Origin of the sequence: Thalassolituus hydrocarboniclasticus, from assembly GCF_025345565.1 — a bacterium.
Lineage (GTDB): Bacteria > Pseudomonadota > Gammaproteobacteria > Pseudomonadales > Oceanobacteraceae > Venatoribacter > Venatoribacter hydrocarboniclasticus.
In genome coordinates, this window is the sequence record NZ_CP054475.1 from 1,300,533 (window position 1) to 1,313,261 (window position 12,729).

Sequence of the window (12,729 nt, forward strand, 5' to 3'; positions counted from 1 at the left end):
CTCCCACGCTCATCTGGCTCCCATGTTCTGCGTATCCCTTGCCGGTACTGTTGCATTTCCACACGGAGCGGAGCGTTCCCACGCGGAGCATTCCCACGCGGAGCATGGGAACGAGAAGAACGAGAAGAAACAGAAAGTCTCTTTCCATCTGGCTCCCACGCTCTGCGTGGTAGCCCTTGCCTGTACACACTAAGCAGGGCATTCCCACGCGGAGCGTGGGAACGAGAAGAGCAGAGCATGGGAACGAGAATATCCATCTGGCTCCCACGCTCTGCGTGGTAGCCCTTGTCTGTACACACTAAGCAGGGCATTCCCACGCGGAGCCTGGGAACGAGAAGAACGAGAAGAACGAGAAGAAAATTTAATCCGGCAAAACAATCGCAAACGAAGTTGCAGGTTTTTCAAACAGGCTGAAAAAACGCACCAGATCAATCTTGCTGCCATCAATGTTCAGGTCATCGGAAAACAGCGTGTCTTTTAAGCCGACTTCACCAATCAGCATGCTGATAAACAGCGGGTGAGTCAGGTTCAGGCTGGCGTTGATTTCACCTTCTTCCGGCGTGTCTTTGCTCAGCTGACGATGATGCAGTACCGCATTTTCAACCCATAGCAGATGGCTTTCATTCAGATCGGTGAAATTAATTTTAATGCGCCAGTTTTTATCGGCGGCATCTTCGGCTTTTAAGCGCACGGCCAGAGTATCGAAGAAGTTGGCAACCGGCGTCTGCAGCAGCATATCTTTCATGGTGGCGATATTAATGCCGGTTTCCGGTGTGCCGGTACGTAATTCCAGTGCTGCTGTTAAATACACATCACGCCACGGGCCGGACTCAGCCTGATAACCCAGCTGATCATAATTACGTGCCAGCAGTTTACGTGCCGCACTATTATCCGGTTCGGCAAACACCAGATGATTCAGCAGCTCGGCACTCCAGCGGTAATTACCGGCATCAAACGCACTCTGTGCTTTTTCCAGCAGGGCACCGGCGCCACCGGCGAGAGCAACATAACCGGCGGCACGTTGCGGATCGGGCAGCGGATCAAGGTGGGCCGGGTTGGCGTCGTACCAGCCTAAATAGCCCTGATAAACCGCACGTGCATTGTGTTTGACCGTGCCGTAATAACCCCGGCTGGAAAAGGCCTGAGCGAGGGAGTCGGGCAGGGCCAGATCTTCGGCAATTTCACCCGGTGTCATGCCCTGGTTCATACGGCGTACGGTCTGGTCGTGAATAAATTTATAGGTATCGCGCTGTTGTTTCAGGAAGGTCTGAATACGTTCTTTGCCCCACATCGGCCAGTGGTGGCTGGCGAAATAAATATCGGCATCGGCAAACAGATTACGTGCTTCTTCAATATAAGCACTCCATTTCATGGCGTCGCGTACTTTGGCACCGCGCAGGGTGTAGAGGTTGTGCATATTGCGCGAAACCACTTCACCACCGCAGAAGGCTTTATATTGTGGTAAATAAAAGGTGAACTCGGCCGGTGCTTCGGATTCCGGGGTGTACTGGAACTGAAACTGAACACCGTCAATGGTCAGCTCGGTTGGGGTTTTACTGACTAGCTGGTTGGGTTCAATAATGCTGAACTCACCAAACGCCGGGCCTTTACCCAGGCCGGAATCCACATGGCCGAATTCGTCCCGCGCCAGATTTTTACCGTACATATACACCGCACGGCGGCTCATGGCGGTACCGGCAATAATATTTTCGCTGGTGGCTTCTTCCATAAATCCGGCCGGTGCAATCACCGGAATATTCCGCTGCTCAATTTCCTGCTGGCTGATAATGCCGAGCACGCCGCCAAAATGGTCGATATGGCTGTGGGTAAATAAAATGGCGCTGATATTCCGTGTGTCTGGGTAGCGCTCTGCCAGTTGCTGCATGGCGAAATTAAAGGCGGTGCGTGATGTTTCTTTAGCGGTGATCGGGTCGATCACAATCCAGCCGCTGTCGCCTTTAATCAGCGTCATGTTGGATAAATCAAAACCACGCAGCTGATAAATGCCCGGCGTGACTTCAAATAAACCGTGAATATTATTCAGCTGTGCCTGACGCCACAGGCTGGGGTTGACGCTGTTGGGTGCATCACCCTGAACAAAACCGTAGGCCGGCATATCCCAGACGTTTTTGGCCGGGTCGGCCAGCGAAGCAACCTGCAGGTTTTCCGGGCTGGCGATCAGGCCACGGCGGGCATCGTTAAAATCCTGCTGATCATTCAGGTTCAGTTGCTCTGCCACCTGACGGTTTGCCGCAATGGTGGTGGCGGTAGCCGCGCGTTCGTCGCTGCTGACGCTGATCTGGTTATCGGACTGACCGCAGGCGCTCAGTAACAGACCGGCGCTGAGCAGCAGCCCGGCATGCAGGCTTTGCTGACCACGGATTTTGCGCAAGCGCAAAGCAGGGAAAGGAAGTTTGATTGTCATTATAAGCTCCTGTGCTGATCTCTCAGTGTAGGAGCCTGACTGCGGCGTTGCCGGTTCGCACCGGTCAGTCACTTGTCTTTACTGACCACTCTTAAGTGGCCAGTCTGAAGTGAAGTGGCCAGTCTGCTGATACTGCCCGGTTTAATGCTGGCGGTTTAATGTTGAGTCGTTAACGACAAGCGGTAGGCCGACAGTGCCGGTAACAGGCCGGCGAGTAAAGCCAGAGCAATGCTCAGCCCTGCATAAAGCCCACTGCCGTCGAGGTTCAGCAAAGGTTCAATCAGCAAGCCATAGTGTTCGGCCAGCAGCGGTTGTGCCAGCCATTGCGTAGCCGCTGCGATGCTCAGGGCCAGCAGCCAGCTGAGCAGCGTCAGCAGTAATACCTCGGTTTCCAGCAGCACAAAGAGGTACAGCGGGCGGGCGCCAATAATACGCAGCAGGGCAATTTCCTGACGTCGTCCGGCCACGGTGACCTGCAGCATAGCCACCGAGCCGAGCAGGCTGGTGATTAACATCAGCAGGCTCAGTGCCTGCAGCAGTTGTTCGGCATTACCCAGCAATTGCCAGAATTCGCTCAGGGCAACGCCGGGAATGACCGCGGTTAGCGGTTCCTGATGGGGCTGGTTTAAAACGTTCTGCAGCTGAAATAACAGCGGCCGTGAGGTCAGCCCAACAAAGAGGGCGGAGATGGCATCAGCCTCAGGCAGATCCTGCCAGCCGGCCGTTGTTAGACGCAGAGCCTGTTGCGGATCGTGCAGCGCTTCCAGCGTTTGCAGATGCACATGCAGCGAGCGGTCAACCGGCGTGCCGGTTGGCTGCAGGATACCGGCAACCACAAAATCCACCTCTTTGTGTTGCATAAAACTGTGGCCATGGCTGCCGTGGCTGAGGTGCAGATGATCGCCCACGGTATAGCCACGCTCGCGTGCCACGGTGGCACCAATAAATACCTGCAGCGGTGCGGCAAAGTGTGGTTGCTGCAGATTGATCGCCGGCAGGGCGCTGCTTAATTGCAGCGCCTGCTGGCGGCCGTAACGGAAATGGCGGAAGTAATCATCGTTGGTGCCGATCACCGCATAGCCCTGATGGGAGTCGCCGAGCACGATGGGAAAGGCCCAGGCGGTTTGCGGCCGTTGTTCGATTTCATGCCAGCGCTCTGCCGACATCGCCTGAGTTGGCGTGCCCATGCGGAATACTGAATACAGTAACACCTGCAGTGGATGGCTGCGGGCGGCCACAATCAGGTCGGTGCCGCTGATGCTGTTGCTGAAGCTGCTGCGTAACTCGCTGCTTAAGCTGCGGGTCAGTAACAGGGTGGCGAGGCTCAGGCTCATCGCCAGCACAATCAGCGCCACCGCCAGTTTACGCTGCAGCAGACTTTTAACGGCCAGACGCATCAGCATGGCAGTGGCTCCTTATCTGATTCCGGAGTGGCGCGCTGACCGGGCTTGCAGCTGGCGATATCCAGCACCCGGTCAAAATGCGGCTGCAGGCTGAGGTCGTGGCTGACCAGTAACAGGCTGGCACCGCTGGCGGAACACTCCTGCAGCAGCAGGCGCATAAAGGCATTTTTGTTGTCGTTATCCAGTGCCGAGGTCGGCTCGTCGGCGATGATCAGCGCCGGACGGTGTACCAGTGCGCGGGCAATAGCAGCGCGCTGTTGCTGGCCAACGCTCAGCCGCGCCACGGTCTGGTTAGCCTGTTTGCTCAGATTCAGTTGTTGCAGCAGATACCCCTGCCAGTGGCGGTCGTTGTGCTGCCCGGCAAAGTTCTGCATCAGCTGCAGATTTTCGCTCACCGTCAGATAGGGCAGCAGGTTAAAGGTCTGGCTGATCACTCCGGTTTTGCTGGCACGCAGGTGGTCGCGCTGACGCGCGCTCAGTTGCCACAGCGATTTACCGGCCAGCCAAATCTCGCCGGTACTGGGCTGACAGAGCCCGGCAATAATATTCAGCAGGGTCGATTTACCGCTGCCCGACGGGCCATGCAGAAAACAGCGCTCGCCGGCCTGTAATTGAAAATGGCGGATATCCAGCAGGGTTTCTGCCTGTCCGGATTGGGCATCCGGCCAGGCGTGCAGCAGATGGCGGATTTCCAGCACCGGCTGTACGGCGACAGGTTGATCTGCGGAAAGATCGGCTGTGATCATGTTGATCAGAAGCTCCAGTTCAGCCCTAACTGCACATTGCGCCCGGCAAGCGGGGCCGCATGTTTCAGGTAGGACACATGGTTAACGGCGTATTGGTCGGTCAGGTTACTGGCGGCGAGGCGCCAGAGCAATTCGCTGTGCGCGAACAATTGGCGGTAACTGAGGCTGGCGTTCAGCAGCGTATAGCCGTCGCTGGGGTCTTCGTTGGCGGCGGTGCGCTTCTGGCTGGCTGTTGCCTGTCCTTCCAGGCGCATCAGCAGATGCCCGCTTTCCCGGTTGATGGCAAACAGGGCACTGGCCGGTGGCGTTCGTGGCAGATGATCACCGTTACGCAGACGCGCCTGAACCACATCGGCATTGATATCCAGATGCCAGAGTTCGTCAATGTTGTGCTGCCAGCTGAACTCCGCACCGAGAAAACGGGCATCGTCCTGCTCATGGCGATACACATGATTATCGTGGAAGGGATCGGTGAAATCTTTCAGCTCGTTGTAGATGTAATCCTGAAAACGGTAGTGGAACAGGGCGATTTTTACGCGGTCATGTTCGCTTTCACGCAGCCAGTTAATATCCACTGTCCAGGCGGTTTCCACGCTCAGGTCGGGATTATCGAGCTGGAATGAGAAGGTCGCATGGTGATCACCATTCCAGAACAGCTCGGCGGCATCCGGTGCGCGTTGTACCCGTGCCAGATTCAGTCCCAGACGCTGTTGCTCATCCAGCACCCAGGTGCCGGCTGCCGACAAGGTCGCCGGATTGAAATTTTTGTCGTTGTAGTAGCTGCGTTGCTGGCGATAGTTGGGGTCAATCGGGTCCGGGTCTGAGCTGATACTGACAGAATCAAGGCGTGCGCCAAGTTCCAGCGTGCCCTGTGCCCAATCGCGTTGCTCAACCAGAAACACACCGGTTTGCGTGGTTTCGTTCAGGGGCATTGGCGTTGAGTGGGAATGCAGAAAGCCGCCAAGTTCACGGTTTAACAGGTTGAATCCGGTTTCTCCGTCCCAGGCGGTTGCCGCAAACGAAGGGATGCCGCTGCAGCCGCTGTGATTATGGCATAAGGCCAGTTTCTGATATTTCATCTGCAGGCCAAAGGTTCCCTGCCATTGGCCGAATGCCGCATGGCGCATACGGCTTTGCAGCTCCCAGCTTTCCTGATCAAACAGGCCGATATCCACCGTGGCGGCACCGGGAATATCATTTCTGGCCCCGGTTTCTGCGTGTTCATAATCGTTGAATGACAGCTCGGTGCGCCATTCATCCAGCCAGCTGAAAGCGCTGGATGGGTCAGGACGCCAGGCACCTTTCAGGTCATAACGGACTTGCGTGGGCTTAACCCGGAAAGGCTCGCCATCGGTATTGGGCACGCCGTAGTCATATTCCAGAGTGCTGATGCTGCCACCGATAAAGCCCCGTTGACCGTCCGCCCAGCTCAGGGCAACAGCACCACCTGAGCCTTCGCTGTCGCTGTTGGCAATGCGGCCACTGTTGTTGGCGGCTGGAATGTCGCCGCGCTCGCCGCTGTGGTAATCAGCGGCACTGCGCTGAAAACCGTCGAGGTGCAGTGTCCAGTTGCCACGGCTTGTATCCATTAAGCCATCGGTGCTGTAACCGCTGTCGTTGCTGCTGCCTTTAATATTCAGCCCGCCACTCAGGGCTGAGCCTGGTTGTTCATGGATGCGGCGGTCAATCAGGTTAACCACGCCGCCAATGGCACCACCACCGTACATCAGGGTGGCCGGACCGTAGATCACTTCAATCTGTTCTGCGGAGCTGGCTTCTGCCATCGGCGAGTGGTCGGAGCTCATGGCGGATAAGTCGGCGCTGTCACTGCCATTCTGCAAAATTTTTACCCGGCTGCCGCTCATACCGCGAATAACCGGCCTGCCAACGCCGGGCCCAAAGGAGGCGTTGGCAATACCTGGTGTGCTGTCGAGTAATGTACCGAGAGTGTCACCCGGGTTGCCGTTGATCGCGTCTTTATCAAGAACGGTCGCAGGCTGGGCAACATCGTAGATTGAATTCTGTCCGGCACTGCTGACAACAACGGTATCAAGTTCGGCGGAATGAGCGAGTACCTCAACGGACAGGCAAGCGGAGGTAAGACTTGTAATAACGGGAAACAGACGAGGCATAAAAAAGAACCTGAAGCGTAAGGGCCAGCAGATGCTGGCCCGGGTTATCTGAGCAGGGGTTACGCAGAGCAATTAATGATCGTGATCATCATCCGCGTGCTCTTCCTCTGCTGCATGAGCGAATACAGCGCTGAAGGCATTGTTCAGGTTGCTGTTGGCAGTCGTTGAGTGCAGGTGATAATCGTCTTCAGCACTATGGGCATCGACTTCGTACAACGTGCTTGTTGCACTGTTTACAACCAGAAACTCATAAGCACCGGCCAGCAGCTGAGCATTCGCTGTGCTCCAGATGGCTGCAGCGGCTCCCAGTTGCTCCCGTGCAGTTTCTCCGCTGGCTACCGGGTTGCTGCTTTCATTCACATCAAAGCGGCTCACGGCCAGTTTGCCGCTGTTACTCAGAAGAGCGATGGCATCGTCTTCGGTTGTTGTTGTCACCGCGATAATGTCACCGAAGTTTTCACCGGTAATGGAGACTAAATCGCCACGGTGCGGATGGTCGCTGTGGGCATTAACCAGCCACAGCTGATCGGCCGACCAGGCCGCAATAACACTGTGTTCATGGTTCGTTTTGGTTAAACCGGTAATGTTTTCGATAAAGCCGGTGCTGCCTGTTGTGACTTCACCGATGGCACCTTCACGGCGTGGGGCGGCTTCAGGGTAGCGCTGGGTGACGTGGAGGGTTTCACCGGCGCCTGCCGGATGGCCGTCAACGGTTACATAGCCGCTGATCAGCCAGCGCAAGGTGCCATCACCGCATAAAATAAGCGTGAAGTTATCAGTCTGAGCGGTTTGTTCTACGCCATCGGCGCAGGTCATGGATTCTGCAAAGTAGCCATCGGTATTCGGGCGTACCCAAATCAGACCATCGCTACCGGTTGTGCCGTCAGCATTAACCACAGTGATGTCGGTATTGGTTGGGGTTACCGCGTTAGGCGTAAAGGTCATGAACTGACCGCCCTGTAAAGCCAGAGCCGGATAGACCAGGTTATTGGGTAGGGTCAGTCCGCTAACTGCTTCGCCATCGGCGGCTTCCAGCAACAGGCCGCTGCCATCATTTTTCAGCACAGAGAAGTGGTCTGTTGTGGCGACTACCTGAGCAACATCGGTAATGGGGGCTGCGGTTAATGTTGCAACAGCATGAGCGTGAGCATCTTCACCGTGCATATGCTCCAGACCCGAGCTGACAATGCTCAGATCACTGCCATTCAGCATGGCGAGGGTGACACCATCGTTAGACAGAACCAGCTGAGCATCGGCACCTGTGGCTACGGTGGTGGAGGTGAACTGCTCGCTTGTAACCGTCTGATCAAACATTTTCAGGGTGTCAGCAGAGCCGGACAGTGAGTAAATCAAACGACCACCTTCGGCGTGAACATGGTCATGATCGTGATCATCATCGCCATCATTTGAAGATGATCCGCCGCAGGCGCTCAGGGTCAGGGCCAGCAAGGTGGTTAACGCGGTGGTCGTTACCGGTTTAAGCAAATGGCGGTGACGGAAGCGTACCTGGGGTTGTGCTCGTAGGTTCATGCTGAATTCCTTATAGTCTGCGTCTTGTGTCAGTAACGTTGGCGCTGCCGGGCTTGGCAAGGTGCGGCGCGCCAAAGAAATGATATGTTATATTATAACTTTTAGAATAGGAAACCCTGAGATGGCTGTTTTTCGTTTTCTGTTGTCGGGTGGCTGCTTGCTGGCGCTTAGCTGTGTGGGTATCACACCGGCTGTGCTGGCCGCAGACCCGGTCTACCGCGAAATTGAATTTGCCGATTTGCTGCCGGATGAGGATTTCAAAGCGCTGTCGAATCCACCGGCCGAGCTGGCGGCGATTGCCGATGGTTCAGAAGAAGATCAGATTGATGCGGCGCTGGGGCAGGGCGAAGTGGGGAAAAACCCGGATCAGCCGCAGACTGACTGGCACCGGGCGTTGCAATCAACCAATATCCGCGCTGAATTTAACGGCCAGAAAGTCCGTATTCCGGGCTACATAGTGCCGCTGGAGTTTGATGACCAGCAGGTAGTTACCGAGTTCTTTCTGGTGCCTTACTACGGCGCCTGTATTCATCTGCCGCCGCCGCCACCGAATCAGCTGATTCTGGGCAAAAGCAGCGATGGGGTAATGCTGGAAACCATCTACGATCCGTTCTGGATTGAAGGGACGCTGCTGACGGAAGTGAATAAAAATGACGTGGCGACTTCGGCCTACCGCATGACGGTTGATCAGATTATTCCGTATAAAATGCAGTAAGCCTGAGCCGTCGTAAGCGGGGTTACTCCCAGACCGGGAATGGGTCGGGCAGTTGTTGCCAGAGCTCTTGCCCGGCCAGCAGTTCGTCGTCGTTCAGCAGGCAGGCGTCCAGCTGCTGGTGGACGTCCTGTTGGTTGAGGCCCTGACCAATAAACACCAGCTCCTGGCGCATATCACCAAAAGGCTCCACCCATTTTTCGCGGATATAGGCGAGGGATTCTTCATCCTGTGGCCAGCGCTCATCGGGTACGGCTTTCCAGAACATGCCGGCAAAACCATGGTGGGCAATTCCGCCAGCCTGACTCCATTGACCGGCAAATTGCGGGCGGCTGGCCAGCCAGAAATAGCCTTTGGAGCGCAGCAGCTTGCCGTCTGGCCAGTTCTGATGCAGAAAATCCCAGAATTTTTGCGGATGAAAGGGTTTGCGCGCACGGTACACAAAACTGCCGATACCGTATTCCTCGGTTTCCGGATGATGCTCGCCGCGTAATTCCTGCAGCCAGCCCGGTGCCTGAGCGGCCTGATCAAAATCAAAACTGCCGGTGCTCAGTACTTTATCCAGCGGCGCATTGCCTTTAACCATCGGGATCTGTTCAGCGCGTGGATTCAGGCTGTGCAGAATGGCCTGCAGGCGCTGCAGCTGCTCCGCGCTGACCAGATCGGTTTTGCTGATCAACAGCTTGTCGCAGAATTCAATCTGATCAATCAGCAGGTCGCTGACACTGCGCTGGTCGTCCTCACCCAAGGATTCACCGCTTTCCTGCAAGGAACGGGCAGCGTCAAAATCCTGCAGAAAATTCACCGCATCCACCACCGTGACCATCGTATCCAGACGGGCAATATCCGACAGGCTGACGCCATCTTCATCGGCGAAGGTAAAGGTTTCAGCCACCGGCAGCGGCTCGGCGATGCCGGTGGATTCAATCACCAGATAATCAAAGCGCCCGGCTTCCGCCAGTTGGCGTACCTCAATTAACAGGTCTTCGCGCAGGGTGCAGCAAATGCAGCCGTTGCTCATTTCCACCAGTTTTTCTTCACCGCGCTTCAGCTCAACTTCGTCTTTTACGAAGGCAGCATCGATATTCACCTCGCTCATATCATTCACAATCACCGCCACCCGACGGTTATCGCGGTTATGCAGAATATGATTGAGCAGGGTGGTTTTACCGGCACCGAGAAAGCCAGACAGCACGGTAACCGGCAGGCGGGTATCGGCCATCGCCGGAGTTGCCCTTTCAGGGCTGCTTGCAGGAGCGTTCATAAAATCCTCTCGTGGCTGGTTTGTATTGAATTGTTATAACATAACACTTAAGGTGAGACAGAAGCAAGAATGGGGACAAGTCTGCGCAGCTGTTGCAGGCCGGAAGAGGAGGGGAAAATCCGCACAGGTTGCCGCTCTGAGGTCACTGGGCTGTTGGCATTAAAACCGTTATCCTTGCGTTCTTTATGTTTAACGCGGATTTAACCCACATGGCTTTTGTAAAACAGCACATAGATTGGATTTTATTTATTCTTCTGGCCGCAGTGTTTATCGCGTTTCCGCAGATTGATCTGAGCGTCAGCCGCTGGTTTTACGACGCAGAACAAGGCCGCTGGCCGCTGGCCAACCACCCGATCAGCGAGTCGGTGTATGCGTTATTCCGTTATGTTCCCTATGTGCTGGTGCCGGTTTTACTGATTGCCGTGGCGCTGACCTTTGTAAAAGGCGGCATTGCGCAGGCGCAGCGTAAAGCCTGGGTATTTATTCTGGTGTCGTTGCTGGCGGGCCCCGGCATTCTGGTGCATACCGTATTTAAAGAAGGTTTTGAGCGGGCGCGGCCAAAGCAGGTGCAGGAATTTGGTGGCCACAGTGGTTTTACACCGGCCTTTGTGATTTCAGACCAGTGTGCAAAAAAATGTAAATCTTTCGTTAGCGGACATGCGGCGATGGGGTTCTGGCTGATGGCGTTCGCCTGGGTTTTCCGTCGCCGCAGCTGGTTCTGGGCTGGTATGGCGGTGGGAATTGTGGTCAGCGCCGGACGTATTGTGCAGGGCGGACACTTTTTAAGTGATACGATTTTTGCCGGTTTTGTCTGCTATTTTACCTACCGGCTGATGAGCTACTGGATTCTGGGTTACAGCCGGATTCAGGACGATAAAAAAGCCTGAGAAAACTTCTGATTATTTTCTGGCAACAATAAACACAGACTGTGCTGCCGGTTGCCAGAGATGATCGATACTGAAGCCTGCCTGATTCAGTTTTTCCACTAACTCCGTTTTATTAAAACGATGTACAAAGGGCGCCAGACTCAGCATCTGCATCAGCGGAATCAGCATACGCACGAAGGGGTTCATTTCCTTCACCAGCGCTGTGCTGGTAATAAATACACCGCCTGGCTTTAACGCCTTATAACTGATAGCGATGGCGGAATCCGGATCTTCCAGCAGGTGCAGGATATTCAGCCCCAGCACGGCGTCAAAGCTGGCCGATGGTGGATTAATACTTTCCAGCGTTCCCTGCTGAAAACGGATATTACCGATGCCCGCGTCTTTGGCTTTTTGTGCCGCAATGGCCAGCATATTGTCGGAAATATCCGTTGCCAGAACCTCTTTAACATACGGCGCATGAACCATCGCGGTGCTGCCGGTACCGCAGCCAAACTCCAGCACCGACCAGTCGGGTTGCAGATATTTTTCGGTGATATCCAGCTTCTTACGGTAGGCCGCTTCATCCTGAATCCGGCTTTTGGCATAGCGCTGTGCACTGTTATCCCAGAATGTCTTTGAATCCTTCATCGCCATCTCCTTTGCTTACCTGTGCGGATTACGCCGTAAAGTGCAGCAGTAATTCAGTGTGTCCGGTATGACTGTCGGTTTGTTCCCGGACCAGTGTAAAGCCCTGACTCCGGTAAAAACGACAGCTGGGTTCGTTGGCTTTATATACCGTAAGATGCAGCTCATTGCGCTGCTGTTTGGCGTGATTTAATAATTGTTTACCAATGCCCCGACCCTGATGCTGCGGAGCAACAAAGATGGCAGCCAGCGTGTTGTTATGCAGAGCATAAAAACCGACAGCCTGTGCATTCAGCTCAAATACCCAGACATCGGAGTTGGGTAAATACACATCGCGCATATTATCCAGCTGAGACTGCCAGAATGATGGCTCAATAAAATCATGGGCTTTAACGGACGCATCCAGCCAGACTGTCAGTATTGCGTCGATATCACTGCGGGCAGTCTGTGTGTCTGCGCCGGGTGGGGGCAGCGTAGCGGGGGAGGTTGTGGTATTCAGACGGATACCGGCAGCGGGTCTGATCATAATTATCCGGGGCTAAATTTTAACAACAAAGATAGTTTTAACAACAAAGATAGTTTTAACAACAAAGAGGGTTCAGGGCATATCAAGGCAACTGAAGCTGTCTGGCAGAATCTGCTGCTGATTATCGCGCTCAAATTTTAAAAATCGTGTGGAACATTCCTGATTCTGCCAGGGTTTGCAGCTGGAAACCGACAGCGTACAGACTCCGTTATAACAACCGTAAATCAGGCGGTTTCTGCTGGTTGTATTATTCATTTCCAGCAGCGAGGCAATAACAGCTCCCACTGTGGTAACCGGGCTGCCTTCGCAGGCGTAATGCTCTGCGGCAATTTCCGTGCTGGCATAGCGCATCACATTTTCCAGTAATGGCTGTTGGTCTGCCGCCACCGGACTTTGGTGATAGGAACAGACCCAGGCGCTGAATAAGCCAGTGGCCGTTCCCAGCAGGAAAACAGTAATAACCAGTGCTGTACGTTTCAT

The 12,729-nt window shown here is 54.7% G+C and carries 11 protein-coding genes; 2 read left to right on the plus strand and 9 right to left on the minus strand.

Features of this window, described 5'->3' with window-relative positions; all coding sequences use genetic code 11:
* Window positions 1-361 precede the first annotated feature (361 nt).
* The 5 genes from HUF19_RS05770 to HUF19_RS05790 all read right to left on the minus strand — a co-directional run bounded on the left by HUF19_RS05770 (window position 362) and on the right by HUF19_RS05790 (window position 8,236).
* Entirely contained in the window at window positions 362-2,425 is a 2,064-nt protein-coding gene (locus HUF19_RS05770; protein ID WP_260998892.1) for an alkyl/aryl-sulfatase, read from the minus strand.
* Between the two features lie 155 nt (window positions 2,426-2,580).
* On the minus strand, window positions 2,581-3,828 hold the full coding sequence (locus HUF19_RS05775) for an ABC transporter permease (protein WP_260998893.1): 1,248 nt from the start codon (window positions 3,826-3,828) through the stop codon (window positions 2,581-2,583).
* On the minus strand, window positions 3,822-4,574 hold the full coding sequence (locus tag HUF19_RS05780; RefSeq protein ID WP_260998894.1) for an ABC transporter ATP-binding protein: 753 nt from the start codon (window positions 4,572-4,574) through the stop codon (window positions 3,822-3,824). The genes HUF19_RS05775 and HUF19_RS05780 overlap by 7 nt, the downstream gene beginning before the upstream one ends.
* Window positions 4,575-4,579: 5 nt before the next feature.
* Entirely contained in the window at window positions 4,580-6,706 is a 2,127-nt protein-coding gene (locus HUF19_RS05785; protein WP_260998895.1) for a TonB-dependent receptor, read from the minus strand.
* 72 nt (window positions 6,707-6,778) lie between these two features.
* On the minus strand, window positions 6,779-8,236 hold the full coding sequence (locus HUF19_RS05790) for a hypothetical protein (protein ID WP_260998896.1): 1,458 nt from the start codon (window positions 8,234-8,236) through the stop codon (window positions 6,779-6,781).
* 121 nt (window positions 8,237-8,357) lie between these two features.
* Here HUF19_RS05790 and HUF19_RS05795 point away from each other — a divergent pair, with 121 nt between their 5' ends.
* Window positions 8,358-8,951 (plus strand): DUF3299 domain-containing protein, encoded by a 594-nt coding sequence (locus HUF19_RS05795; RefSeq protein ID WP_260998897.1) that lies wholly within the window; start codon window positions 8,358-8,360, stop codon window positions 8,949-8,951.
* Between the two features lie 22 nt (window positions 8,952-8,973).
* On the opposite strand, the gene zigA is transcribed toward HUF19_RS05795, so the two are convergent.
* Window positions 8,974-10,212 carry a zinc metallochaperone GTPase ZigA gene (gene zigA / locus HUF19_RS05800; protein WP_270049440.1) on the minus strand — a complete coding sequence of 413 codons (1,239 nt, stop codon included), beginning with the start codon at window positions 10,210-10,212 and terminating at the stop codon, window positions 8,974-8,976.
* A 209-nt stretch (window positions 10,213-10,421) separates the two neighbouring features.
* On the opposite strand from zigA, the gene HUF19_RS05805 reads away from it, so the two are divergent.
* A complete protein-coding gene (locus HUF19_RS05805; RefSeq protein WP_260998898.1) occupies window positions 10,422-11,099 on the plus strand; it encodes a phosphatase PAP2 family protein in 678 nt (225 codons plus the stop codon).
* A 12-nt stretch (window positions 11,100-11,111) separates the two neighbouring features.
* Here HUF19_RS05805 and HUF19_RS05810 read toward each other — a convergent pair whose 3' ends face one another.
* The 3 genes from HUF19_RS05810 to HUF19_RS05820 all read right to left on the minus strand — a co-directional run bounded on the left by HUF19_RS05810 (window position 11,112) and on the right by HUF19_RS05820 (window position 12,729).
* Window positions 11,112-11,726, minus strand: a complete 615-nt coding sequence (locus tag HUF19_RS05810; protein WP_260998899.1) for a class I SAM-dependent methyltransferase — start codon at window positions 11,724-11,726, stop codon at window positions 11,112-11,114.
* Between the two features lie 28 nt (window positions 11,727-11,754).
* Window positions 11,755-12,249, minus strand: a complete 495-nt coding sequence (locus tag HUF19_RS05815; RefSeq protein WP_260998900.1) for an N-acetyltransferase — start codon at window positions 12,247-12,249, stop codon at window positions 11,755-11,757.
* A 72-nt stretch (window positions 12,250-12,321) separates the two neighbouring features.
* Window positions 12,322-12,729: a hypothetical protein gene (locus HUF19_RS05820; RefSeq protein ID WP_260998901.1), complete on the minus strand. Its 408-nt coding sequence runs from the start codon at window positions 12,727-12,729 to the stop codon at window positions 12,322-12,324.